At 70.0% G+C, this 22,997-nt stretch carries 27 protein-coding genes; 12 read left to right on the forward strand and 15 right to left on the reverse strand.

All coding sequences use genetic code 11. From position 1 onward, the window contains the following. Nucleotides 1–17: 17 nt before the first annotated feature. Together AB0B63_RS26500 and AB0B63_RS26505 are read right to left on the reverse strand one after the other, a co-directional pair. On the reverse strand, nt 18–1,283 hold the full coding sequence (locus AB0B63_RS26500) for a multidrug effflux MFS transporter (RefSeq protein ID WP_208569882.1): 1,266 nt from the start codon (nt 1,281–1,283) through the stop codon (nt 18–20). 94 nt (nt 1,284–1,377) lie between these two features. Beyond that, entirely contained in the window at nt 1,378–2,046 is a 669-nt protein-coding gene (locus tag AB0B63_RS26505; protein WP_357023429.1) for a TetR/AcrR family transcriptional regulator, read from the reverse strand. Nucleotides 2,047–2,099: 53 nt separating this feature from the next. Between AB0B63_RS26505 and AB0B63_RS26510 the strand changes: the two genes are divergently transcribed. Beyond that, entirely contained in the window at nt 2,100–2,954 is an 855-nt protein-coding gene (locus tag AB0B63_RS26510) for an alpha/beta hydrolase (protein ID WP_357023431.1), read from the forward strand. 18 nt (nt 2,955–2,972) lie between these two features. Here AB0B63_RS26510 and AB0B63_RS26515 read toward each other — a convergent pair whose 3' ends face one another. The 4 genes from AB0B63_RS26515 to AB0B63_RS26530 form a co-directional block, all read right to left on the reverse strand. Then, on the reverse strand, nt 2,973–3,167 hold the full coding sequence (locus tag AB0B63_RS26515; protein ID WP_357023434.1) for a hypothetical protein: 195 nt from the start codon (nt 3,165–3,167) through the stop codon (nt 2,973–2,975). 156 nt (nt 3,168–3,323) lie between these two features. Further along, nucleotides 3,324–3,665, reverse strand: coding sequence for a hypothetical protein (locus AB0B63_RS26520; protein ID WP_357023536.1), 342 nt, complete (start codon nt 3,663–3,665; stop codon nt 3,324–3,326). 67 nt (nt 3,666–3,732) lie between these two features. Continuing rightward, nucleotides 3,733–4,293, reverse strand: a complete 561-nt coding sequence (locus AB0B63_RS26525; RefSeq protein WP_357023437.1) for a DinB family protein — start codon at nt 4,291–4,293, stop codon at nt 3,733–3,735. 56 nt (nt 4,294–4,349) lie between these two features. Then, nucleotides 4,350–5,123 carry a phosphotransferase gene (locus AB0B63_RS26530; RefSeq protein ID WP_357023440.1) on the reverse strand — a complete coding sequence of 258 codons (774 nt, stop codon included), beginning with the start codon at nt 5,121–5,123 and terminating at the stop codon, nt 4,350–4,352. A gap of 186 nt (nt 5,124–5,309) precedes the next feature. On the opposite strand from AB0B63_RS26530, the gene AB0B63_RS26535 reads away from it, so the two are divergent. Continuing rightward, nucleotides 5,310–5,984 (forward strand): uridylate kinase, encoded by a 675-nt coding sequence (locus AB0B63_RS26535; protein ID WP_357023443.1) that lies wholly within the window; start codon nt 5,310–5,312, stop codon nt 5,982–5,984. Between the two features lie 78 nt (nt 5,985–6,062). Next, complete coding sequence (locus AB0B63_RS26540) at nt 6,063–6,494, forward strand: NUDIX domain-containing protein (protein ID WP_357023446.1); 432 nt, start codon at nt 6,063–6,065, stop codon at nt 6,492–6,494. Here the strand turns inward: AB0B63_RS26540 and AB0B63_RS26545 are convergent. Next, entirely contained in the window at nt 6,468–6,902 is a 435-nt protein-coding gene (locus AB0B63_RS26545) for a hypothetical protein (RefSeq protein ID WP_357023449.1), read from the reverse strand. The genes AB0B63_RS26540 and AB0B63_RS26545 overlap by 27 nt on opposite strands. Before the next feature lie 57 nt (nt 6,903–6,959). Further along, nucleotides 6,960–7,325: a DoxX family protein gene (locus AB0B63_RS26550; RefSeq protein ID WP_357023452.1), complete on the reverse strand. Its 366-nt coding sequence runs from the start codon at nt 7,323–7,325 to the stop codon at nt 6,960–6,962. A 116-nt stretch (nt 7,326–7,441) separates the two neighbouring features. Between AB0B63_RS26550 and AB0B63_RS26555 the strand changes: the two genes are divergently transcribed. From AB0B63_RS26555 to AB0B63_RS26570, 4 genes are all read left to right on the forward strand, one after another. Continuing rightward, complete coding sequence (locus tag AB0B63_RS26555; protein ID WP_357023455.1) at nt 7,442–7,819, forward strand: helix-turn-helix domain-containing protein; 378 nt, start codon at nt 7,442–7,444, stop codon at nt 7,817–7,819. Between the two features lie 236 nt (nt 7,820–8,055). Next, nucleotides 8,056–9,360, forward strand: coding sequence for a glycosyltransferase 87 family protein (locus AB0B63_RS26560; protein WP_357023458.1), 1,305 nt, complete (start codon nt 8,056–8,058; stop codon nt 9,358–9,360). A 21-nt stretch (nt 9,361–9,381) separates the two neighbouring features. Further along, the gene (locus tag AB0B63_RS26565) at nt 9,382–9,564 is read left to right on the forward strand and encodes a helix-turn-helix domain-containing protein (protein WP_357023539.1); all 183 of its coding nucleotides are present in this window, start codon (nt 9,382–9,384) and stop codon (nt 9,562–9,564) included. Nucleotides 9,565–9,618: 54 nt separating this feature from the next. Beyond that, nucleotides 9,619–10,542, forward strand: a complete 924-nt coding sequence (locus AB0B63_RS26570; protein WP_357023461.1) for an AEC family transporter — start codon at nt 9,619–9,621, stop codon at nt 10,540–10,542. Nucleotides 10,543–10,845: 303 nt separating this feature from the next. Here AB0B63_RS26570 and AB0B63_RS26575 read toward each other — a convergent pair whose 3' ends face one another. The 5 genes from AB0B63_RS26575 to AB0B63_RS26595 form a co-directional block, all read right to left on the reverse strand. Beyond that, nucleotides 10,846–13,659, reverse strand: coding sequence for a hypothetical protein (locus AB0B63_RS26575; protein ID WP_357023464.1), 2,814 nt, complete (start codon nt 13,657–13,659; stop codon nt 10,846–10,848). Nucleotides 13,660–13,911: 252 nt separating this feature from the next. Next, nucleotides 13,912–14,295, reverse strand: a complete 384-nt coding sequence (locus tag AB0B63_RS26580; protein WP_208569894.1) for a PIN domain-containing protein — start codon at nt 14,293–14,295, stop codon at nt 13,912–13,914. Beyond that, entirely contained in the window at nt 14,292–14,540 is a 249-nt protein-coding gene (locus AB0B63_RS26585) for a type II toxin-antitoxin system prevent-host-death family antitoxin (protein ID WP_204957158.1), read from the reverse strand. The genes AB0B63_RS26580 and AB0B63_RS26585 overlap by 4 nt, the downstream gene beginning before the upstream one ends. A gap of 144 nt (nt 14,541–14,684) precedes the next feature. Next, nucleotides 14,685–14,912: a DUF397 domain-containing protein gene (locus AB0B63_RS26590; RefSeq protein WP_219468885.1), complete on the reverse strand. Its 228-nt coding sequence runs from the start codon at nt 14,910–14,912 to the stop codon at nt 14,685–14,687. Beyond that, the gene (locus AB0B63_RS26595) at nt 14,909–15,772 is read right to left on the reverse strand and encodes a helix-turn-helix transcriptional regulator (RefSeq protein WP_357023468.1); all 864 of its coding nucleotides are present in this window, start codon (nt 15,770–15,772) and stop codon (nt 14,909–14,911) included. Before AB0B63_RS26595 ends, AB0B63_RS26590 begins: the two co-directional genes overlap by 4 nt. 304 nt (nt 15,773–16,076) lie before the next feature. Here AB0B63_RS26595 and AB0B63_RS26600 point away from each other — a divergent pair, with 304 nt between their 5' ends. Together AB0B63_RS26600 and AB0B63_RS26605 are read left to right on the forward strand one after the other, a co-directional pair. Next, the gene (locus AB0B63_RS26600) at nt 16,077–16,325 is read left to right on the forward strand and encodes a DivIVA domain-containing protein (protein ID WP_357023471.1); all 249 of its coding nucleotides are present in this window, start codon (nt 16,077–16,079) and stop codon (nt 16,323–16,325) included. A 29-nt stretch (nt 16,326–16,354) separates the two neighbouring features. Further along, nucleotides 16,355–16,585 carry a hypothetical protein gene (locus tag AB0B63_RS26605; RefSeq protein ID WP_357023543.1) on the forward strand — a complete coding sequence of 77 codons (231 nt, stop codon included), beginning with the start codon at nt 16,355–16,357 and terminating at the stop codon, nt 16,583–16,585. A gap of 27 nt (nt 16,586–16,612) precedes the next feature. Here AB0B63_RS26605 and AB0B63_RS26610 read toward each other — a convergent pair whose 3' ends face one another. Both AB0B63_RS26610 and AB0B63_RS26615 read right to left on the reverse strand, forming a co-directional pair. After that, nucleotides 16,613–17,389, reverse strand: a complete 777-nt coding sequence (locus AB0B63_RS26610; protein ID WP_208569898.1) for a DeoR/GlpR family DNA-binding transcription regulator — start codon at nt 17,387–17,389, stop codon at nt 16,613–16,615. Nucleotides 17,390–17,429: 40 nt separating this feature from the next. After that, nucleotides 17,430–19,478, reverse strand: coding sequence for a beta-galactosidase (locus AB0B63_RS26615; RefSeq protein WP_357023475.1), 2,049 nt, complete (start codon nt 19,476–19,478; stop codon nt 17,430–17,432). Between the two features lie 276 nt (nt 19,479–19,754). On the opposite strand from AB0B63_RS26615, the gene AB0B63_RS26620 reads away from it, so the two are divergent. From AB0B63_RS26620 to AB0B63_RS26630, 3 genes are read left to right on the forward strand one after another with little or no spacing between them, the layout of a single operon-like run. After that, nucleotides 19,755–21,080 carry an ABC transporter substrate-binding protein gene (locus tag AB0B63_RS26620; protein WP_357023478.1) on the forward strand — a complete coding sequence of 442 codons (1,326 nt, stop codon included), beginning with the start codon at nt 19,755–19,757 and terminating at the stop codon, nt 21,078–21,080. 22 nt (nt 21,081–21,102) lie between these two features. Then, entirely contained in the window at nt 21,103–22,062 is a 960-nt protein-coding gene (locus tag AB0B63_RS26625; protein ID WP_208569901.1) for a sugar ABC transporter permease, read from the forward strand. Next, nucleotides 22,059–22,979 (forward strand): carbohydrate ABC transporter permease, encoded by a 921-nt coding sequence (locus AB0B63_RS26630; RefSeq protein ID WP_357023481.1) that lies wholly within the window; start codon nt 22,059–22,061, stop codon nt 22,977–22,979. Before AB0B63_RS26625 ends, AB0B63_RS26630 begins: the two co-directional genes overlap by 4 nt. Nucleotides 22,980–22,997 lie beyond the last annotated feature (18 nt).

The raw sequence follows: 22,997 nt of genomic DNA on the forward strand, positions 1-22,997 counted from the left end.
CGGTTACCCGCCGCACCCTAATTGCCAGGACTGTGAAGTGCCTGAAAGGACGCACCGGGGCGGACCAGCAGCACCAGCATCACGCAGGCCGCCACGAAGAAGACCGCCATGGCCGCCGCCATCGGCAGCAGGCTCGCGTACCCGAGGAGGCCGGTGAGGGGTGTGACCAGCGCGCCCGCGAGGAAACCCAGACCACCCTGGAGCGCGGCGGTGGTGCCGGCGGAACGCCGGCCGGCCTCCTGCGTCAGGGCGGTGCTGGCCGGCAGGGTCAGACCCATGCCGGCGACCACCACGGCGAGCAGCGTCCACGGCACGGCCAGCGGCCACCCGGCCTCCCGGTCGACCAGGGCGACGACGAGCAGCACGAGGGTGGCCACGGTGGACGCGGCGAGCCCGGCGGCCCGCAACCGGCCGGCTCCGACCCGCCTGACCAGCACCCGGAACAGCAGCCCGGCGGCGGCCATGCCGGCGGCGTTGGTGGCGAAGATGAGGGTGTATCGGGACTCGTCCACCCGGTAGGCGGTCTGGAAGACGAACGCCGAGCCGCCGATGTAGGTGAAGAACCCGGCGATGGCCAGGCAGAGCACGATCAGGTTGGTGAGCACCGTCCGGTCGCGCAGCAGGCCGGCCATCCGCGCCAGCGCCGGGCGTGGGCCGCCGTCGTGCCGGCGGTGCGCGGGCAGCGTCTCCGGCAGGCCGACCAGCGCGGCCACCGCCATCGCCGCCCCCAGCCCGGTGAGGGCGACGAAGACGGTACGCCAGGTGCCGTGGTCGAGGATCACCCCGCCGACGGCCGGTGCCAGCACCGGGCCGAGGAACGTCACCGAGGCGATGCTGCCGAACCGGGCGGCGGCCTGGTCGCCCTGCCACGCGTCGGTCACCATCGCCCGGCCGAGCGCCACCCCGGTGCCGGCCGCGATCCCCTGCCCGAGCCGGGCGAGCACCAGCACCCCGGCGGTCGGGGCGGCGGCGCAGAGCAGTGACAGCAGCACGAAACTCACGGTGCTCACCAGGACGATGCCGCGCCGGCCCCGTACGTCGCTGACCGGGCCGAGCAGGAGCTGACCGGCGGCCACACCGATGATGAACGCGGTCAGGGTCAGCTGCGCCATGGTGGCGCTGGTGTCCAGGGAGCGCCGCAGTTCGGGTAGGGCGGCGATGTACGCGTCGGTGGCGAACGGCCCGACCCCGGTCAGCAGCACCAGCGCGATCATGGAGGGCTTGCCCGCCGCCCGGTCGGGCCGGTACGACGTGGACGGCGTCTCGACCCGCGGAGGTGTCACCCATGGACCGTAGACGAGCCACGGGTGGAGTGCCGGTGGACCGTACGGGTCGGGCTTCGCGACCAGTCCTGGGGGCGAGGGTCCTCCCGCCGACTCAGTCGGCGTCGTCGAGGAGTAGGCCGCGCAGGACGCTGCGTACCGTCGTCGCGAAGAGGTCGTGGGGCGCGGACGGTGACGGGTCGGTGACGGCGGCGACCAGGTTCGGGTACGCCGCCAGGTCGATGCCGGCGAAGCCGACCGGCGGGGCGGCGGACTCCTGCCGGGCGAACAGCGACGTCACCCCGGTCATCATGGCGATCGCCTCAAACTTGGTGGTGGTCGCGGCCGGCACCGGCCGCAGGACGGCCAGGCAGTGGTCGAACCAGGCCAGGCTCTGCGGGCCGGGGGCGGTCGGCCGGGGCAGGACCTCCACCAGCCAGGGGTGCCGGCGGTACAGGTCGAGTTGCCGCCGGGCGAGGCGCAGCATGGTGTCGAGCCAGTCGTCGCCGGCCTCCGGGTAGGGGCGCAACTCCCCCGCCGCCCGGTCGACCATCAGGTCGAGCAGGTCGTCGCGGGAGGACAGGTAGCGGTAGAGCGAGCCGGCGCCGGTGTGCAGCGCGGCGGCGACCGCCCGCATGGAGACCGCGCCGATGCCGTCGGCGTCGGCGGTCGCGATCGCGGCGGCGACGATCTCGTCCCGGGTGTGTGTCGGAGCGGGCCCGCGCTGCCCACGGGCCGGCCGGGACCAGATCGGGGTACGCGCTGGCTCGTCGGGTGAGGTCACCGCTACACTCTAAAACTGCAAACGGCGTTCGCAGTTTTGCTGGGGAGGACGACATGCGACAGCACTGGACCGAGCAACGGGTGCCGGCGGCCGACGACGCCGAGATCGTGCTCCACTCCACCGGCAGCGGCCCGGGCATCATCGTGGTGCACGGCGGCGGCGTCACCATCGAGGTCTACCGCCGACTGGCGGTGCGGCTGGCCGACCGGTTCACCGTGCACCTCTACAACCGTCGCGGCCGGGCCGACGCGGCGGCCCGCGCCGAGCCCTACGACGGCGAGCAGGACGTCGACGACCTCGCCGCGCTGCTGACCGCCACCGGGGTCGGCAACGTGCTCGGCCACAGCGGCGGCGGCTTCGTGGCCCTGCGCGCCGCCGCCCGTGGACTGCCGATCGACCGGCTCGCCCTCTATGACCCGGCGGTCCAGGTCAACGGCTTGTTCCCCCTCGACTGGGTGCCCGCCGCCCGGGCGGCGGCACACGCGGGCGACATCGCCCGAGCCATGGCGATCACCGGGGCCGGCCTCAACACCCAGTCGGCCACGTCGCGCCTGCCACTGGCCGTCCAGGTGGCCATCTGCCGGCTGTTCCTGCGTACGCCGATCGGGCGCACCATGGGCGACCTGCTGCCGACCACCCTCGACGAGAGCGCGCTGATCCAGCAGCACGACAGCTCGCCGCAGCGGTGGGCCGGCATCACCGCCGAGGTGCTGCTGGCCTACGGCGGCAGCGGGCCGCCGTACTACCGGCCGACCAACGAGGCACTGGCCCGGGTCATGCCGCACGCCCGCACGTTGGCGGTGCCCCGCGCCGGCCACGACGCGCTCAACCGCGCCCCGCGACACCTGGTCGACGCGCTCGCCGACTTCTTCGCCACCCCGGTCACCTCGCAGCAGGCCCACTCGTGACCCGACGGCGGGCCGGCCTCAGCCGTGCGACACGGCCGACGTCGGCCCGCCGCCGAGGAAGCCGGTCAGGATCTCGGTGAACCGGGTCGGCTGCTCCTCGGCGGCGTAGTGGCCGCAGTCGTCGATGATCGCCTCGGTGACGTCGTCGGCGGCCAGCCGCATCGTCCGGGCGACCAGCGCGCCACTGTAGAGCGCGCCGCCGATGGCGAGCACCGGCAGCGTCAGCCGGGTCTTCGCCCGCTGTTCGTTCTGCGCGATCGTCTCGTCCAGCGCCCGGTAGTAGCCGAAGCTGGCCCGCAGGCCGCGCGGGTCAGCGACGAGCCGCCGCCCGCCCCGGGACTAGCCGTGCCGGTTACGCCGACCCCGCCCTCACCGACCGGTGAGCACCGGCGACGTGATCACCGACAACTCCAGCACGGCCGGCAACGCCGCCACACCCGGACCACCGGCCCGAACCCAGGCGACCAGATCAGCCACCACGGCGTCGTCGGCGACAAGCCCGAACCAGACCGGCCGGGCACCGCGGCGTCGCGCGGCCGGACCGGGGTGCACCACCATCACGTTGGACTGCGCGCACACGTCCAGGCACAGACTGGTCCGCACCCGATGATCCGGCTCCAGGGCCGCTCGCAGACCGTCGAGCTGCGCGTCGTGATCGACCGTCGGATGCTTGGTCCGGCTGCCGCAGCAACAGTCCCGGCACACCGTCACCATGCAACCCTCGACCAAACCCGTTCCTCCCCGTCGTGCCTCTCACCACGCACCCCTCGTCATGCGGCTACTGGCCCGTACGTCCGTCGATGCATTCGCGGAGCAGGTCCGCGTGGCCACAGTGCCGCGCGTACTCCTCGACCATATGGATCAGGATGTCGCGGACGCTGACCTGCTCGCCGTTGGCCATGCTGACCATCGTGCCGAGATCGGTCACCGAATCCAGCCACCTGTCAGCCATCGCGATCTGTTCCCGCCAGGTGGTGAACGCGTCGTCCACGACCTTCGGGTCAGCCACCGCACCGTCGAAGTCCAGGTCGTGTTCCTCAGTCGACCAGTAGAGCCGAGGCGCGTCCAGGTTGCCCTGCAGGGTCCGGTAGAACCAGTTGTGCTCCACGGCGGCCATGTGGCGGAGCAGGCCGAGCAGGCTCATCGTCGACGGCGGCACCGATCGAGAGGCCAACTGCTCCGGTGAGAGGTCTTCGCACTTCATGCCCAGCGTCAGGCGATAATTGGACAGATATTCACGGATGGTCGCCAGTTCGCCCACCGGGCTGACGGCGGACCTGGGGTCCGCTTCGGCTTCGGCCCACATGCCGTTGTAACCGACTTTCCGCTGACTGGTCATGCGTGCACCCTCCCCGATGGCTGCAACCCTGCCAACCCCGCCCGCCCCGAGAGCTGTCAACGCGTCCAGAAGGTCGCCGGAAGGGCTTCGACGTCGGTCGCGGACCGTTCGAGCAGTGCCGCGATGGGCAGCAGAGCGGTCCCCGCAGCATCCCCGGCGTCGGCCAGGTGACGGATCACCTCCGCCTGCCGCCGGGCCCGCTGCGGCACCGCGGCGGCGAACCCACCCCGGTCGCCCTCGTAGCCGTACGCGTCGAGCAGCAGACGCAACCGGCGGGCCCGCTCGCGCAGGTCGCCGTCGCCCAACGGGCTGCCGTCGCGCGGTGAGGCCAGCGGCACCCAGGTCAGCGCGGAGAACGCCAGGTCCCACTCCCGCGACGACGGGCCGGCGGTGTCCCAGTCGCAGAACCCGACCAGCCGGTCACCGTCCACCACCGCGTTGTAGGGGGACGCGTCCTGGTGCCCGACGACCAGCCCGGGGCCCATCGCGCGGCCGACGAACCAGCACTCGTCCGGCGGCGGCGTGAAACCGGCGGTCAGGTCGTGGACCCGGCGCAGCCACCGGCCGACCTGCACCAGCATCGCGTCGGCCGCCGCCCAGTCGGGCCAGGGCTCCCGGCCGCCGATCGTCTCCCCCGGCAGATAGCTGAGCATCTCGCGCCCCTGCTCGTCGAAGCCGAGCGCGCGGGGGGCGGCGTCGAACCCGGCATCCTCCAGATGCCGCAGCACCGCGTGCACGGTGGTCGTCCACCGCGACGCCCGCTTGTGTACGACACCATCGATCAACACGGCACCCGTGGTGTTACCGCCGGGCAGCACCTCTTCACGCATCTGCCCGGTATACCGGGCGTCACGACGCTGACGACACCGAATTTCGTCCGACCGGACCGGACCACGACCCGGTATTCACGACGATAAAGTCACAAGGTGCGCCAGTCAGCTTGTCGGCGATGGGCGGGGCTGGCACCAGGAGCGGTCATCGGGTTCCACACCGAGCGCTGGAGACAGGGCGGGGATATGGACCAGGGCACCCGCGACGAGTTGCTCGGCCGTCTGGCTGATGCGGTCGGGACCATCGCCGTCAAGCACCCGACGCGGGTTGCCGTGGACGGGCCGCCCGCCGCCGGCAAAACCATGCTCGCCGACGAACTGGCAGTCGTCCTGCGCGAACGTGGCCGCGATGTCATCCGCGCCACGATCGACGACTTCCTCTTCCCTCGGGCACAGCGCTACCCACGCGGCGAGTACTCGGCCGAAGGCTGCTACTTCGACGCCCACGACCGCGAGGCGCTGAACCGGGTACTGCTCGATCCGCTCGGTCCGGGTGGAGACCAGCGCTTCCGACCCGCCGTCTACGACGGCACCACCGACACCGCACTGTCCCCGTGGGTGACGACTGCCGCCACCGACGCCGTGCTGGTTTTCGACGGCGTCTTCCTCATGCGCCCGGAACTGATTGATCGGTGGGAGCTACGCGTCTTCGTGTCGACCACGCCGGAAAAGACCGTGGAGCGTGCCGTCGTCCGCGAGCGCCGGGCATCCTCCCGGGCCGAGGTCGAAAGGCGCTGGCGCGAGCGTTACCTACCTTCCCAGGAGTTCTACTTCACCACGGTCCGTCCGACCGATCACGCTGACATCGTCGTGCACAACGACGAGCCGCAGCAGCCCGCCTGGACGGTTCGGACCCGCTGACCGCCCTCGATCCGGCACCGCCACCGCGACCGGCTGCGAGGGCCAGGAGTTGTCCCACCCTTGTGGTCGGATCCCGGCATGCACATAGTCGTCTGCGGAGCGCTCGTGGTGAATGACGCGGTCCTGCTGGTGCACCGCAGTCCTGCCCGCCGGGCGTACCCGGATCTGTGGGATCTGCCCGGGGGCCACGTCGAGGCGGGCGAGTCCGAACGCCAGGCCCTCGCCCGTGAGCTGTGCGAAGAGGTCGGCGTCGAGATCGTCGCGGAGTCCTGCTCCCGGCTGGGCGAGCTGCGGTCCGGCAGCGGCGAGGACGCCGTACACGTGGGTGTGTGGCACGTCGGAGTCTGGCTCGGCTCGCCCACCAACCGTGCGCCCGACGAGCATGACGACCTCGCCTGGGTCGGGCTCAGCGAGCTGGGCGGCCTCCCCCTCGTGCACAGCGGCCTACCGGCGCTGCTCCGCGCCCTGGACCGGCCGCCCGCCTCACGCCTGATCGAGGAGGTGGCGTGACGGCAGGTAGTCGATCTTCGTGTCGGCGTAGACGCCGAGCGTGCCGTCGTCGAGGCACCTCAGGCCGACGCTGACCCAGCGCACCTCGCCGTCGGCACCGAGCGCGTAGCCGACCGCGACGGCGAACTCCTCACCCCCGCAGGGGCAGGAGCAGGACTCGTGACCGGTCCCGTCCCAGTAGTCGGCGCTGTCGCCGATGAAGGCGACCGTGCCGCAGGCGAGGCAGGTCCGCCGGGTCGCCTCCTCCTCGTCGATGTCGACGCGGAAGGCACGGCCGTCGCACCCGGCGCACCGGGACTCCACCACCGTGGCGACCGGGTAACCGCCCGCCGCGAAGTAGCGAAGGTAGTCGGCGAGGTCGTCGACGTTCTCCCCGCGCCACAACTTCCCGGACCTGTCGAGTGCCATCCCGGCATTCTGCCTGGTGCGGGCGGTGCGTCGGCGAGCGGACGACCCTCGTGCAGCTCAGACCCAGGTGGTGGCCAGCCAGATCGCGACGGCGGCGGTCACCAGCAGGACGATGTTGAGCCCGATCTGGCGGGTCTCGCCCCGGGACAGGTGCACCGCGATGCCGCCGACCTGGATCAGGACGAACCCGACGGCCGCCGCGACCGCGAGCCAGGGTGCGATCCCGGTCAGCGGCGGCAGGATCAGGCCGGCCGCGCCGAGCACCTCCAGCACCCCGATGGCCCGGACCAACGGCATGGGTACGCGGTCGACCCAGCCCATCATCGGCCGGAGCTGCTCCCGGCTCTGGGTGGCCTTCTTGCCCCCGGCGTAGAGATAGAAGACGGCCAGCAGGGCGGCGATGATCCAGTAGGCGAGTGTCATGACGGATCCTCCAGCTCTGAACACGATGGTTACGAGAAGGAACTAGCCACATCATGTGTCAGTATCGGAGGGCTTACAAAAGGCACACGGGTGTGCGTAAGGCACAGGGGGTGGTCATGTCGCAGTACGAACACACCTGCATGATCCGGGGCGACGGCGGCCGGACCATCCGGGCGATCCTGGACCGGATCTGCAACAAATGGACGTTGCTCATCGTGGCGACGCTCGACGCGGGCGCACTACGCTTCACCGAGCTACACCAGCAGATCCCCGGCATCTCCCAGCGCATGTTGACGCTCACCCTGCGCCACCTGGAGCACGACGGCCTGGTGTCCCGCACGGCGTACGCGCAGGTCCCACCCCGGGTGGAGTACGCACTGACCCCCACCGGCAAGAGCCTCATCCCGCCCGCGCTGGCCCTCGCCGGCTGGGCCATCGAACACGTCCCCCACATCGAGGCGAACCGAGCCCTCCACCAGACCCCGCCGGAATGACAGACCCCCGCCAGCCCCCGGGCCGACGCGACGCCACCCGCCGGTGACGCTGGTGGTTGACGCAGGCGCGCGCCTCGCCGGTGGCGCTCAGCCGCAGACACTCGTCACGACCGTCGCGAGCTACCGCACGTCATCGTCGTCGGGGCTGCACGGTGGTGAGAGGCTGACAGACCGCAGAACGGGCTCCTACCGGGAGCGCGGCGTTTTCTGTGGGAGACCCACGCGGGGGCGGTCGAGTGTGGACGGATTTCCCGTGGCGCTATGGTCGGCGAATGTCAGACAGCCGCTGCTCGCCGGGAAGCGCCCCCGGCGGGAAGCCTCCCGCGCTGCAAGGGGTCGGCCCGGTCCTGGCCGTGGTCGTCGCCGCTGCCGCCCTGGCAGGGGCAGCGGCCTGGGCGGCGGTACCTGCCAAGCTGAGCGTCCACGGAGAATTCGTGGATCTCTCGGTCTACCAGTACGGCGGCCGGTTGGTCCTCGACGGTATGCCGCTCTACGGGTCCCGCGACCCGGCGACCAACCTGCGGTTCACCTATCCGCCGTTCGCGGCCCTGGCGATGGTGCCGCTGGGTCCGCTGCCGTTCTGGCTCGCTACGGCGTTGTGGACTGCGGCCTCGGTGGCCGCGTTGGCCGGGGCCGTCGCGCTGGTGGGCCGCGCGCTCGGCCACCCCGTGGCAGGGTGGCATGTCGCGCTGCTGACCGTGGGTGCGCTCGCTCTGGAGCCGGTGTGGCAGAACCTCACGTTCGGCCAGATCAACCTGTTGCTGATGCTGGCGGTGCTCATCGATCTGGTCCATCCGGAACGACGCTGGTCCGGCGTCCTCGTGGGCATCGCAGCCGGGGTGAAACTGACCCCGCTCGTGTTCGTCGTGCTGTTGGTGATGGTCGGTCGCCGTACGACGGCAGGGCGGGCGCTCCTGGCTTTCGCCGGTACCGTGGCGATCGGGGTCGCGGTCATCCCGGGCTCGGCAAGGGCGTACTGGACCGAGAATCTCTTCTCGGCGGGCCGGGTGGGTCCCCCGCAACTTACCCACAACCAGTCGGTGTTCGGCGTACTCACCCGGCTGCTCGACGCTCCGCCGCCGAACCTGCTGTGGCTTGCGGTCGCCGGGCCGCTCGCTGCCGCGGTCGTGGTCATCGGCGCCGTGTGTTGGCGACGCGGCGATCGGGTGCTGGGCACCGGCCTGGGAGCGTTGGCCATGTTGCTCGCTTCGCCGATCTCATGGTCCCACCACTGGGTGTGGGCCGTTCCGGTCGGGCTGGCGCTGTGGCAGCACAACCGATGGGCGGGCCTCGCGTGGATCGCGGTCTTCGTGACCCGTCCGTTCCTATGGCCACCGTGGGGTTGGCGCCGCGAGTACGAATGGACCCCGGTGGAGCACGTCGTCGGCAACGCCTACGTCCTCGCCGCCCTCGCCGTGTCCGTCGGGGTGGCGGTGGCGCTCGGCCGTCGGGTCGGCCCGCTCGCCCGGCGACCAGATGACGGTGTGGGACGCCTGGATGGCCGGTCGTTCACCGGCCACCCTGGCCTGTCCGGTGGATGATCGCCAGGCCGCCTGCGCCACCTGGAGCACGACGGCCTGGTGTCCCGCACGGCGTACGCGCAGGTCCCACCCCGGGTGGAGTACGCACTGACCCCCACCGGCAAGAGCCTCATCCCGCCCGCGCTGGCCCTCGCCGGCTGGGCCATCGAACACGTCCCCCACATCGAGGCGAACCGAGCCCTCCACCAGACCCCGCCGGAATGACAGACCCCCGCCAGCCCCCGGGCCGACCCGACGCCACCCGCCGGTGACGCCCGGATGAGCCTGGTGTCGGCGTTCGTACCGATCTGGGTCCTCACCGTGGTCGGCTACGCGGCCTGTCGTGGGGGCCTGCTGGGCGCGGCGGGAGCGTCGGTGCTCGGCCGCTTCGTGTTCCATCTGGCGATGCCGGCCGCCCTGTTCCTGGCCCTGTCCCGGATGCCGCTCTCCGGGCTCGCCGGCCGCCCGCTGCTCGCCTTCGGGGTGAGCACGGCCGCGGTCGTCGGGTTCGGGTGGGTCGGCGCGGGCCGGCTGTTCGGTCGCGAGCCCGGCGAACGGCCCCTCTGGGGCATGGCCGCCGGCTACGTGAACTCGGCGAACCTCGGCATCCCGATCGCCACGCAGGTCCTCGGCGACGTGTCGTTCCTGGCGCAGGTCGTGCTGCTGCAGGTGCTCGTGGTGACGCCCGTGATCCTGATCGCCCTGGACCGGCACCGCGACCCGGCCGGGCGGGTACGGGTCCGTCGTATCGCCTCCCTGCCGGTACGCAACCCGGTGATCCTGGCGTCGCTGCTCGGTGTCGCGTGCTCGGCCGCCGACCTGCACCTGCCGTCGGCGGCCGGCGCGTCGCTCACCCTGCTGTCGGGCGCCGCGGTTCCCGCCGCCCTGGTCGCGCTCGGCGCGTCGCTGCACCACACCGCGCCCTCACCGGCAGAGCCGGCCGAGCCCGCCGCCCTGGCCGTGATCACCGCGCTGAAGCTCGTCGCGCAACCGGTCATCGCGTACGCGGCCGGGCTGGCCCTGCACTTGTCCGCGCCGCAGGTGCTGGCCGTGGTGGTGTGCGCGGGCCTGCCGACGGCGCAGAACACGTTCATTTTCGCCCAGGAGTACGGCGTCGGCGAGGCGGTGGCCAACCGGGCGGTGGTGCTGACCACGACACTGTCGCTGGCCACCCTGGCCACGGCAGCCGCACTGCTCGGGTAGGTCCGTGTCGGCGATGCGGTTGTCTCGACAGCGGGGCTGCCCACCATCGTTGAGGTAGTGGGCAGCCCACGCTACCTGTGGATCAGAGGTTGCCGCCGCGGTTGAGCCAGGCGCGGACTGCGCCTTCGCGGTAGACGACGAGGTAGTCGGCCTTCCCGTCGCCGGGTTGAATGCCGGATGGCCGGTCAGGCCCGGGCGCTCGCGAGGTTCGGCACTCACCGTCTTTGACGCCGCCGACGAAGCCCGTCCGGCCAACGGCCGACCCTCTGCCATCGGAGGGCCGGCCGTGCCGCATCGCGGTCGTCAGGTGCCGTTGGAGACGTGGATGGAGTAGCGGGTGGCGTCGGTGTCCGTGCCGTCCGCCTTGTGGCCGGTCACCGACAGGGTGTGCGTCTCGAAGTTCTGCGTCGGCGTGTAGGTGATCGACGCCCTCCCTTGGCTGTCAGCCGGCACGTCGGTCGACGGGCCGTCGTCGATCTGCCAGGAGAAGGACACGATTCCCGCAGTGCCGCCGCTGAACTCGAAGGTGCCGGGAACACCGGCACCGCCCGACCAGGTACCGCTCGGATACTGGGCGCTCACGACGTAGGGTGCATCGCCGACCGTGAAGTCGTAGTCCGTCACGGGCGAGAGTTCGCCGCCCGCCGTCGAGCTCCGCACGTGCAGCGTGTTCGTACCGTTGCGGTCGAACGGCACCGCGACGCGCGTCGCCGTACCGTCGGCGCCCGCGGGCAGGATCTGCTCCGGGCCGTCGTTGACCCGATAGTGGTACTCGGTCACCTCGCCGAACAGTTGGGTACTGAAATAGAAGTACCCGGTCCAGCCGATCCCCACCCGGGACCAGTCGTAGGTGCTGTAAACGGCGACCTTGTTGTCCCGAACGCTGAACGGCGCGATCCGCAGGTCCGATTCGGTGCCGTCCGAGCCGATGCTCGTGACCCGCACGTCGTCGTAGCCCCACGAGCCCGGCGTGTAGGTGACCGTCGCGGTGCCGTCGGAGCCGGCCTGGATGGTCTCCTCGTCGGCACCGTTGAACGAGTAGCGGTAGGAGGCGACGTCCGGCAGCCCAGGATGGAAAGTGAACGTCATGGTCCGACCGACGGTGCCGTCGCCCTCCGGCGTCTGCGTGACCACGGGGCCGGACCAGATGCCGAACGTGTAGGTGGTGGCGGGCGAGCGCGTACCGTCCGCCAGCAACGCCTGAACGACCACGGTGTTGTCGCCGGCGTGCGTCGGCGTGACCGTGATGAGAGCGTACGGATTGCCCTCGGTGGGCACGGTCTGCTCGGTGCCGCCGTCGAACCGGTAGACGAACCCGGTCAGGTTCGGCAGTTGGCTCTCCAACTCGACACTCAGCGGCACGCCGATGCCGTCCCGGCGCGGCCAGCTGTGCAAATCATGGGCGTAGGCGGTCGGGCGGGTGTCGATGATGTTGAACTGGTGGTCCGCTTCCATCGACGTGGAACCGTCCGCCCGCACCGACCTGACGACCATCGAGTGCCAGCCCGGCGTCGCCGTCCATGGCAGTACGGCGGTGTCGTCGTCGGCTGCCGGAATGGTCTTCCACTCGTCGTCGAGGTTGTACTCGTAGGCGACGACATCGTTGCTGTGCGGGGTGAACCGGAACGAGCCGACCTTGCCCGCGACCTGGTCGGTGTCCAGGTTGAACTCCGCCGACTCGATGCCGGGAGCGTCGGTGACCCAGACCTGCAGGGTCTCCTGCCCGATCAGCTTGTTGTTGGCGTAGCTCCGGACAGCCACGTCGATCAGGCCGGTGGCGGTGAACGTGACAGGGCCGGTGGCCTTGCCGTCGACCGCCGGGAGGCGGACCTCCGCGCTGTCCTTGAGCTGGTACCCGAACGCGGTGGTCTCGGGCTTCGAGGCGATGAACGTGATCGTGCTCGGCAGGCCGACGCCCTGCACGACGACATCGACGCGCGGTGCCGTCTCGGCGACCCGGAACCGGTAGTTCTTCTCGGGCCCCCGGTTACCCGCCGCGTCGACGGACGCGACATAGAGGTCGGTGATCAACCGTAGCTTGGGGGTGTACTTCAGGGTCGCCCTGCCGCCCGGGTGCCGGGCCGGAACCTGGCCGGAATACCCCATGGAGTCACGCCAGGTGAACGCGACCACGTCGCGGTCGCCAGCCCCGTCGAAACGGAACGTTCCCTCGATGCCGGTGCCACCGCCGGGGGAGTCACCCTCGGGATAGGTCCGCGACGACACCTTCGGCGGATCGGCCGGTGCGGTCAGATCCATGACCAGGTAGCAGATCCTGCTCCATGGGCCCTGGTCGTAGTAGTCGCTGGCCTGTGCCTGCCAGGCGAGGACCGTACCGTCGGCGTACTGGCTCAGGTCGGTGCCGTAGTAGTCGTGGAACTCGCGACGCTGGTCGGGATGGTCGACCGGCCAGATCGCGTACAGCACGGTCGGGTGGTCACCCTCGTCCACGTCACTGGGGGTGGCTGAGAAGACCGTGTTCCGCGCCGCCGGCGACGGCTTGGCCAGCGTGCCGCACGGCCGGTCCGGGTACTTCAGTTCGAGGTCCGTGACCGTGGGCGGGTGGTTCACCGTCGCACTGAGCACCGGCTTGTCGAAGGTACGACCGGTCCACCCGACGCCTTCCTGATCGGCGGCGACCCGGTACTCCAGGGTGATGCTCTTTTCACCTCGGCTGAGCGCCGCGTTGAGCGTGGCAACCATGTCGAAGCCCAGGTAGCTGGGGCAATAGGCGGCGCCGGCACCCCGCTTGGCGGTCAACAGCTTCTCGATCTCGGCCGGCGGACGCAGCCAGGTGGTGTTGCTCATGACCGGGCGGGTCCGCCACACCTCGATGGTTGCCGGGGCGGAGCAGTCGACGACCGTCTTCTCGTTCGTCCACAGGTATGAGCTGTGGACGACCGTGCCCTTCAGCGTGGTCAGGTCGTAGGTGAAGTAGGAGCGGTAGATGTGCGTCCGGTCGGCCTCGTCGCGGGAGGTTCCGACCGGCGGCGCCACCGCCGCATCGACGACCTTCGCGTCCGGGTTCTGCGAGTCGAGATAGGCCCAGCTCTTCAGCGTCACATCGAACGAGTCGGCGGCCGAGGCTGGAGAACCGGTGGTCACCATGGCTGCCACGACCGCAAGAACCGTCAGCGGTATGGCCGCTCTGAGGCGTCTCATATGGACTTGTACCCTCCCCCGTGGCGGCGTCTCTGTCGACGCCGAGGGCGTCATCGTAGCGAGGGGAGCGCGATCCGTAGGGGCGGTTTTCGACGCCCTCCGGGGTGCGGGACCAGGCAGCTCGGGTGGTGGCCGGCCCCAATGACATGGCCGGCGGGTGTCGGGAATGGCAGATCCCAGGACGACGAGTTCCCGGAACGGGTCACGTCAAATTGTGCGGATCGTGATCAGGTCTTCGAGTCCTGCGAGATCGCTGGCATTGCGGGTGTAGACGGCGGCGTCGTGGGCGTGTGCGGTCGCGGCGATGAGCAGATCCATCACTCTGGCGCGCGGCTGACGGCCGGTCTCGACGACGCGGGCAGCCAGTCGTGCGTAGCTGTCGGCGATCACGTCGTCGATGGGCAGTGGATCAAATCGGCGCTGGATGGCGCTCAACCGCGCCAACCGGAGTGCCCTCGCCTCGGCGGTCTTGGCGACCAGGACACCGAACTGGAGTTCGGCAAGGCTGGCAACGCTGATGGCCAGCTCACCCGGGATCGGCGTTACGTCGTTGGCGATGAGGACGCTGGTGTCGAGGATGCCCCGACTCACCGCTCGGCCCATGGGTCGGTGACGACACCGTCCAGGAGATCCCGATCGTCTGCCCAGGCGGGGTCCGTAGGTTGGTCGAATACCCCGGCGAGGTCGTCCCACTCCCGCCAGGTCCGGGGGCTGACCGGGCCGAGCACGGCTGCCGGACGGCCGGCGACGGTGATCGTCAAACGTTCACCCGCCTGCGCACGACGCACCAGGTCGCTGGCGTTCTGCCGCATCTCCCGAAGCCCCACCTCATGCATACGACCAACGTAGCACATGTGCTACGCGGTGCTGGCGAACCTCACTACGGACAGGCGCACCGCGATGCCGCGGCGGCGGAGGATCTTGGCGGCAGATGGCCCCCTGGAGGGCCGAAATCGCCAAGATCCTCCCGGAACCGACGTTCAGTGGGAGGCGTTGGCAAAGTCGAACTCGCCGTCCTTGACTCCGCCGACGAAGGCCGCCCACTCGTCAGCCGTGTAGACGATCGTCGCCGCGTCACGCGCCTTGCTGTGTCGCACGGCCACCCGACCCGAGCCGTCGAGCAACGGTCCCGCCTCCACACAACTCCCGCCGTTGCTGTCGCTCTTGGTGCTGATGTGCCAGGCAACCGCAGGCAAAGCCTCGTTCATGCCAACTCCTCTGCAATGGCCCCCATCAGGGCGGTGGACTCGTCCTTGCCGAGTGCGGACTTCGACAATCGATCGTACGCACGAAGAAAGCGCTCGGCCTTCGGCGACTCCATGTAGAGCCGGCCGCCGAGTGATTCGACGTAAGCAACCGCAGGGTACGGTTCAGGAAGATGGAAGATCCAGAACGTGCCGTCGAGTCCCTGGTGGAGAGCGACCGACGACGGCATGATCTGGATACGAACCTGCGGTAGGGCCTGGAGTTTCACCAGGTGTGCGAGCTGGTCCCGAAGAACCTGGGCACCACCGACCCGGCGACGCATGACGGATTCGTCGATGACGGTATGAATCGTGATCGGGCGTTCCTTGGAGAGCACTTCCTGGCGGGAGAGCCGCAGCTCGACCCAGCGGTTGATCATCGACTCGGACGCCTCCGGCTCGGCCGCGTTCCGGATCACCGCCTCGGCGTAGGCCCGGATCTGGAGCAGCCCCGGCACGAGGGTCATGTGAAAGCAGCACACCTTGTCGGCCCGGCCCTCCAGCCACGGGTATTCGATGAAGGACGAGTCGACGACGTCGCCGTAGTCCTCGTCCCAGCGGTCGGTGCGCCACACGTCCTCGGCCAGCGCCAGCAGGCGGGCCCGCTCGGCGGCGTGGTGGAAACCGTAGAGGTCGAGCAGTGCGACGACGTCACCCTTGCGGATCGGCCAGTCCGCCCGCTCGTAACGGCCGAGCGCCGACATGTCGCGTTGCAGGTGCTCCGAGACGAGTTTCAAGGTCATTCCGCGTTCTTCCCGGAGGGCGCGGAGTTGTTGGCCGAGCCACTGCGCGCGCAGGGTCCGTATGAACGGCTTGTGCGGCATGATCCACCTCTCGAAAAAGTTGACGAGGCCCGCGAAGGAACCATTGCTCCAGTTCCAGCCCACTGGAAATGTGGCCTTCGGGTGAGGGTGATCACCGGCCCCCGAGGACGCCCGGTGCAAGCGCAGTAACCGCGGCTGTGCCAACAGCCGAGAAGGTGACGAGAGACGGCCTCGCGGATGGCAGCCGCATACCGGATCTCGTCGGGTCTCAACATGAAGCCGAATTCCGGCTCCGACCGACTTGCTGAATACCTATCACGGCGGCGTGGGTTCCCGCGACCCCGTACCCATCAGGAGGCGACGAATGATCCGCGACGACGGCACCCTGCCGGCCCGGCTGCATCCGCTTCTGGTCCGCGACCACCAGTTCCCCACCGTCGGCTTCGGCCGGCGGGGCCTCGATCCCCGGGAGGTGCGCCGGTTCCTGATCCGGGTCGCCCTGGAGCTGGCCAGCCTGCATCAGGAGGTGTCCCGGCTGACCGGGGAGAACACCCGGCTCAAGCGGCTGCTGCGGGACCGCCGCAGCGCCCAGGCCAACCGTCCCCCGTGCTGAGCGATGACCCGACGACCGGTCCCCGCTACGTGCTGCACCTGCCCGTGACGGTGACGACCGAGGATCAGGCGTTGCGGTTCGCGTACGCGCTGGCGCGGTCGTTGGCGTTGGTGCCGGGGGTCGAGGTGGCCGGGGCCACCGTCTCCGCCGAGGACGCCCAGCACGTACGACGGTGGGTGTTCTGTGACCGGATCATGGCTGACCGGCGGCGCTGCCTGGCGCGGGCCGACCACGACGGGCCGTGCGACCCCGAACGGTGAACGAGGTCGGCGGGGACGCGACGGCGGTCAGTCGACCTCGACGACGACCAGCTCACCTACCTGTTCGCCGATCTGCTGGCGGCCGTCCGCCGGCAGCCCGGCGTCGGTGATCAACAGATCGGCCTCGGCCAGCGGGGCGATGGTGGCGATGCCGATGGTCTCCCACTTGGTGTGGTCGGCCAGCACCACCAGGTGCCGGGCCGCGCCGATCAGCCGCCGGTTGACCGCCGCCTCCAGCAGGTTGGGGGTGGTGAACCCGGTGCGCGGGCTCATCCCGTGCACGCCGAGAAAGAGCAGATCCACGTTCAGGGTACGGATCGCCGCCTCGGCCACCGGCCCGGTCAGCGCGTCCGACGGGGTACGCATGCCGCCGGTCAGCACGACCGTCTGGTCGACGCGCGGATTCTGGTAGAGCGCGTCGGCGACCGGGATCGAGTTGGTCACCACGGTCAGCCCGGGCACGTCGCCGAGCAGGGTGGCCAACGCGGCGGTGGTGGTGCCGGCGGACAACGCGACGGCCATCCCGGGCTCGACCATCCGGGCGGCCCGGCCGGCGATGGCCCGTTTCTCGTCCTGCTGACGGATCGACTTCGCGGCGAAGCCGGGTTCCTCGGCCGACCCGGGGCCGGCCAGGGTCGCCCCGCCGTGCACCTTGTCGACCAGCCCCCGCTCGGCCAACACCTCCAGGTCGCGGCGGATCGTCATGTCGGAGACGCCGAACCGGGCGACCAGGTGGCTGACCCGCACCCCGCCGCGCTGCCGGATCAGTTCCAGGATGGCGTTCTGCCGTTGCTGAGCGAGCATCGAACCTCCCAACCGCGCGGACGAGGGAACGGTACGCAGGTCAGGCCGCTGCGGCCGGGGGCGGTTCAACCGCTGGGACCGCCTCCGTCACCGCCTGCTCCTCCCGGACCACGGCCACCTCCCCGGCGGGCACCCGCAGCGTCCCGCCGCAGGGCTGACCGGTGAGCAGGTCGGTGCCGGTCGCGTCGAGGGTCACCTCGGCGTCGGTGTGGTTGACCACGAACAGCCAGGACCGGTCGTCGGCCCGGCGGCGGACCACCTCGACGCCCGTCGGGGCGGCGACCGGTGGGCGTACCCCGGCCTCGGTGAGCAGCCGGCCCACCAGGGCGTCGGTGGCCGCCTCGTCGAGCCGGGTGGCCAGGTACCAGGCGGTGCCGTCGCCGACCCGGTGCCGGGTCAGCGCGGGCACACCCGGCAGCGGACCGTCCTCGTAGGACGCCACGACCTCCGCGCCGGCCGGGTGCAGCCACTCGGTCCACACGTCGGCGGTGGACCCGTCGTCGAGGACGACCCGGTCGCCTGCCAACAGCGGGAAGAACTCTTCGGTACGCACCCCGAGCAGCTCCCGGAACGCCCCCGGGTAGCCGCCGAGCCGGATGTGGTCGTGCTCGTCGACGATTCCACTGAAGTACGTCACCAGCGCCGTGCCGCCCCCGGCGACGTACCGGCTCAGTGCCTCGGCGTCGGCGTCGCGCACCAGGTAGAGGGTGGGGACGAGGACCAGCCGGTAGCCGGACAGGTCGGTCGACGGGTGCACCACGTCGGCGGTGACGCCGGCCCGCCACAGCGCGTCGTAGAGCGCCCGCATCCGGTCGGCGTAGGTGACGTCGACGCTGGGGTGGGAGTCCAGCTCGACGCCCCACCACGCCTCCCAGTCGAACAGGATCGCCACGTCGGCGTCGACCCGGCTGCCGCGTACCTCGGCCAGGGCCCTGAGGTCGGCACCGAGCCGGCAGACCTCGTCGAAGACCTTGGTGTCGGGGCCGGCGTGCGGGACCAGTGCGGAGTGGAACTTCTCCGCGCCGGCCCGGGAGGCCCGCCACTGGAAGAACAGCACCCCGTCGGCGCCGCGCGCCACGTGGGTGAGGCTGTTGCGGCGCAGCTGGCCGGGGGTCTTGGCGACGTTGCGGGGCTGCCAGTTGACCGCGCTGGTGGAGTGTTCCATGAGCAGCCACGGGTCACCGCCGGCCACGCCCCGGGTGTGGTCGGCGGCGAACGCCAGGCCCAGGTGGGCGTTCGGGTCGGTGACGGTCAGGTAGTGGTCGTTGGCGACCAGGTCCACGTCGGACGCCCAGGAGTGGTAGTCCATGTGCTTGATGCCCATGCCGATCATGAAGTTGGTGGTGACCGGCTGGCGGACCCGCCGCTTGAGCACCTCCCGTTCGGCGCGCAGCTGGGCGCGCTGGGCGTCGGAGGAGAAGCGCAGGAAGTCGAGCTGCTGGGTGGGGTTGGCGAAGGTGAGCGCGGCGCGCGGCGGGTTGATCTCGGCCCAGTCGTGGTACCGCTGGCTCCAGAAGGTGGTGCCCCAGGCGTCGTTGAGCCGGTCGAGGTCGCCGTAGCGCTCCCGCAGCCACTCCCGGAACGCATCGGCGCTGACGTCGCAGTAGCAGTGCACGTTGTGGCAGCCCAGCTCGTTGGAGACGTGCCACATCACCACGGCGGGGTGCTCGGCGTAGCGGTCGGCGACCGCCTCGACCAGGGCCAGCGAACGCTGGCGGAAGATCGGCGAGCTGGGGCAGTAGCCCTGCCGGCCACCGGGCCACAGCACGGTGCCGTCGGCGGTACGCGGCAGCGTCTCGGGGTGCCGGTGCGCCAGCCACGGGGGCGGACTGGCGGTGGCGGTGGCCAGGTCGACGTGGATGCCGCCGGCGTGCAGGACGTCGAGGGCGCGGTCGAGCCAGTCGAACTCGTACCGGCCGGGGGACGGTTCGAGCAGGGCCCAGGAGAAGATCCCGACCGAGACGAGGTTGACACCGGCCCGGCGCATGAGCGCCACGTCGTCGGCCCAGACCTGCTCGGGCCACTGCTCGGGGTTGTAGTCGGCGCCGAAGTAGATCCCGTCGCCCTGCCAGCTGCCGTGTTGCCGCATGAGAGCAGAGCGTGCCCCTAGCGGTCGATCAAGTCAACACTTTCCAACACGAGCGGATTTTCCAACGTTTACCTCCCAGGCCGACTGCCAACGCTCCGATACCGATCCGGAGCTGCCCTCTTGACAGGGCCGCACGGACGGGTAGCTTCAAGCGCCACCGGGAGTTTGTGTTGGCCAATGTTCATTCTCGGTGGATCTATGTTGGCATTCTCCACTCCCTCCCCCACCACTGACGGCCCTCGGGCGCAGCGCACCTCTTCATCCGCAGGAGGCACCATGTCCCGTCCCCGCACCGAAGCCGAGTACCTCTCCCGGCTCGTACCGTCCTCCGTCGCCGGCATCGGACGACGCTCCCTGCTCACCGGGGTCGGCGCGGGCGCGCTGCTCGGCACCGGACTGCTCGCCGGCTGTGGCTCCGACTCCGGGTCGGGCAGCGACAGCAAGGAGGTGTCGCTCGGCTCCAACCAGTCCGACCCGCAGCCCAAGGGGGTCATCGCCAAGGTGATGGACGGGTTCAAGACCTCGTCCGGCATCACGGCCAGCATCAACACCGTCGACCACAACACCTACCAGGAGAACATCAACAACTACCTCCAGGGCAAGCCGGACGACGTGTTCATGTGGTTCGCCGGCTACCGGATGCGCTTCTTCGCCGCGAAGGGCCTGGCCGGCGACATCAGCGACCTGTGGGGCAAGCTCTCCGGCTACTCCGACGCGTTCAAGAAGGCGTCCACCGGGGACGACGGCAAGCAGTACTTCGTGCCGTCGTCGTACTACCCGTGGGCGATGTTCTACCGCAAGTCGGTCTGGAAGCAGCACGGCTACCAGGTGCCGACCACACTCGACCAGCTCACCGCCCTCAGCGCGCAGATGAAGCGGGACGGGCTCACCCCGATCGCCTTCGCCGACAAGGACGGCTGGCCGGCGATGGGCACCTTCGACATCCTCAACCTGCGCATCAACGGCTACCAGTTCCACATCGACCTGATGGCCGGCAAGGAGGCGTGGACCTCCGACAAGGTCAAGAAGGTCTTCGACACCTGGGCCGGGCTGCTGCCGCTGCACCAGCCGGACAGCCTGGGCCGCACCTGGCAGGAGGCCGCCCAGTCGTTGCAGCAGAAGAAGAGCGGCATGTACCTGCTCGGTCTCTTCGTCGCCCAGCAGTTCGGCAACGACGAGCAGGACGACATCGACTTCTTCACCTTCCCCGAGATCGACCCGGCCATCGGGGCCAAGGCGCTGGACGCGCCGATCGACGGCTACATGCTGGCCCGCAAGCCGAAGTCCGAGGCCAACGCCAAGAAACTGCTGGAGTTCGTCGGCTCCAAGGAGGCCGCCGACATCACGGTGAAGAACGACCCGACCACCCTGGTCGCCAACAGCGGCGCGGACACCAGCGGCTACACCGCCCTGCAGAAGAAGGCCGCCGAGCTGGTCGGCTCGGCCACCGAGATCGCCCAGTTCCTCGACCGCGACACCCGGCCGGACTTCGCCTCCACGGTGATCATCCCGGCGCTCCAGCAGTTCATCAAGAACCCCAGGGACATCGACGGGCTGGTCAACAGCATCGAGAACCAGAAAAAGTCGATCTTCACCAGCTGACGGCGAGAGGGGGAGGACCGTCGTGTCCGACCTGCCCCTGATCCAAGCGGATCACGCCGTACCGGCACCGACCCCGGCCACCCCCACCCGGGGTGGTCGTGGTCGGCGGCTACGGCTCCTGTCCCGCACCGACCGCGTGGTGATCACGCTGATGGTGCTCGTACCGCTGCTGCTGGTGGTCGCCCTGGTCTGGTTTCCCGCGCTGGCCACCGTGGCGCTCTCCGGCACCGACTGGGACGGCATCGGCCCGCTGAGCGAGATCGACTGGGTCGGTGGCCGGAACTATTCCGACGTGGTCAACATCTACCCGCCGTTCGTGCCGGCGATGCAGAACAACCTGCTCTGGCTGGCCGCGCTGTTCGTGGTCGCCACCCCGTTCGGGATGTTCCTCGCCGTGCTCCTCGACAAGGAGATCCGCGGCAGCCGGTTCTACCAGACCGCGCTCTACCTGCCGGTGGTGCTGTCGCTGGCGCTGATCGGTTTCGTCTGGCAGCTCATCTACTCCCGGGACCAGGGTCTGCTCAACGCCGTCCTGGGCAGCCAGACCGACTGGTACGGCGACCCGAACGTCAACATCTGGGCGGTGCTGGTGGCGGCCGGCTGGCGGCACGTCGGCTACATCATGCTGCTCTACCTGGCCGGGCTCAAGGGCGTCGACCCGTCACTGCGGGAGGCCGCCTCGGTCGACGGGGCATCGGAGACCAGCACCTTCTTCCGGGTGATCTTCCCGGTGCTGCGGCCCATCAACATCATCGTGCTGGTGGTGACGGTGATCGAGTCGCTGCGCGCGTTCGACCTGGTCTGGGTGATCAACAAGGGGCGCAACGGCCTGGAGCTGATCTCCGCCCTGGTCACCCAGAACGTCGTCGGCGAGGCCAGCCGGATCGGCTTCGGCTCCGCCCTGGCGACGATCATGCTGGCCGTCTCGCTGGTCTTCATCACCGTCTACCTGGCCGTCGTCATGAGGGAGAACCGGCGATGAGCGCGTCGACCACGACCCGTCCGCCGACCTCGGAGCCGGCGTCCGGGGCCGCCGGGCGCCGTCGGCCGCTGCGCCCCGCCCGGGTGGCGCTGCACCTGTTCCTCGGCGCGGTCGCCGTCGGTTGGCTCTTCCCGATCCTCTGGGCGGTGCTGACCTCACTGCGCTCCTACGAGTACACCGCCGCCAACGGGTACGTCTCGTTCGGCGGCTGGACGCTCGACAACTACGTCACCGCCTGGCGGACCGCCGAGTTCGGCAAGCACTTCCTCAACTCGGTCTACATCACCGTCCCGGCGGTGCTGCTGACCCTGTTCCTCGCCTCGTGCGTGGCGTTCGTGATCGCCCGGTTCAGCTGGAAACTCAACATCGTCCTGCTCGGGCTGTTCACCGCCGCCAACCTGCTGCCCCAGCAGGCGCTGCTGATCCCGCTGTTCCGGATCTTCACCGAGGTGCCGCTGCCGGAGTTCATAAGCGACTCCGAGCTGCTCTACGACAGCTACTGGGGGCTGATCCTGGTCAACGTGGCCTTCCAGTGCGGCTTCTGCGTCTTCGTGCTCAGCAACTACATGAAGGCGCTGCCCCGCGACCTCTACGAGGCGGCCATGGTGGACGGGGCGAGCATCTGGCGGCAGTACTGGCAGGTGACCATGCCGCTGTGCCGGCCGGCGCTGGCGGCCCTGGCCACCCTGGAGGTGACCTGGATCTACAACGAGTTCTTCTGGGCCACCGTGCTGATGCGCACCGGCGACAAGTTCCCGGTCACCAGCTCGCTGAACAACCTGCGCGGCGAGTTCTTCACCGACAACAACCTGGTGTCGGCCGGCTCGGTGCTGGTCGCCATCCCCACCCTGGTGATCTTCTTCCTGTTGCAGAAGCAGTTCGTCAAGGGCCTGACCCTGGGCGCGTCCAAGGGCTGAGGTCACCGCCCACACCCA

The sequence above is a fragment of the Micromonospora sp. NPDC049081 genome (assembly GCF_040648835.1).
Classification (GTDB): Bacteria; Actinomycetota; Actinomycetes; order Mycobacteriales; family Micromonosporaceae; genus Micromonospora; species Micromonospora antibiotica.

Bases quoted from the DNA above. Each gene is read 5' to 3' on its own strand.
- AB0B63_RS26545 (WP_357023449.1), bottom strand. From the start codon at position 6,902: ATGGCACTCGACAGGTCCGGGAAGTTGTGGCGCGGGGAGAACGTCGAC.
- AB0B63_RS26555 (WP_357023455.1), top strand. From the start codon at position 7,442: ATGTCGCAGTACGAACACACCTGCATGATCCGGGGCGACGGCGGCCGG.
- AB0B63_RS26570 (WP_357023461.1), top strand. From the start codon at position 9,619: ATGAGCCTGGTGTCGGCGTTCGTACCGATCTGGGTCCTCACCGTGGTC.
- AB0B63_RS26540 (WP_357023446.1), top strand. From the start codon at position 6,063: ATGCACATAGTCGTCTGCGGAGCGCTCGTGGTGAATGACGCGGTCCTG.
- AB0B63_RS26630 (WP_357023481.1), top strand. From the start codon at position 22,059: ATGAGCGCGTCGACCACGACCCGTCCGCCGACCTCGGAGCCGGCGTCC.
- AB0B63_RS26595 (WP_357023468.1), bottom strand. From the start codon at position 15,772: ATGCCGCACAAGCCGTTCATACGGACCCTGCGCGCGCAGTGGCTCGGC.
- AB0B63_RS26510 (WP_357023431.1), top strand. From the start codon at position 2,100: ATGCGACAGCACTGGACCGAGCAACGGGTGCCGGCGGCCGACGACGCC.
- AB0B63_RS26600 (WP_357023471.1), top strand. From the start codon at position 16,077: ATGATCCGCGACGACGGCACCCTGCCGGCCCGGCTGCATCCGCTTCTG.
- AB0B63_RS26590 (WP_219468885.1), bottom strand. From the start codon at position 14,912: ATGAACGAGGCTTTGCCTGCGGTTGCCTGGCACATCAGCACCAAGAGC.
- AB0B63_RS26525 (WP_357023437.1), bottom strand. From the start codon at position 4,293: ATGACCAGTCAGCGGAAAGTCGGTTACAACGGCATGTGGGCCGAAGCC.
- AB0B63_RS26535 (WP_357023443.1), top strand. From the start codon at position 5,310: ATGGACCAGGGCACCCGCGACGAGTTGCTCGGCCGTCTGGCTGATGCG.
- AB0B63_RS26530 (WP_357023440.1), bottom strand. From the start codon at position 5,123: ATGCGTGAAGAGGTGCTGCCCGGCGGTAACACCACGGGTGCCGTGTTG.
- AB0B63_RS26610 (WP_208569898.1), bottom strand. From the start codon at position 17,389: ATGCTCGCTCAGCAACGGCAGAACGCCATCCTGGAACTGATCCGGCAG.
- AB0B63_RS26585 (WP_204957158.1), bottom strand. From the start codon at position 14,540: ATGCATGAGGTGGGGCTTCGGGAGATGCGGCAGAACGCCAGCGACCTG.
- AB0B63_RS26550 (WP_357023452.1), bottom strand. From the start codon at position 7,325: ATGACACTCGCCTACTGGATCATCGCCGCCCTGCTGGCCGTCTTCTAT.
- AB0B63_RS26615 (WP_357023475.1), bottom strand. From the start codon at position 19,478: ATGCGGCAACACGGCAGCTGGCAGGGCGACGGGATCTACTTCGGCGCC.
- AB0B63_RS26620 (WP_357023478.1), top strand. From the start codon at position 19,755: ATGTCCCGTCCCCGCACCGAAGCCGAGTACCTCTCCCGGCTCGTACCG.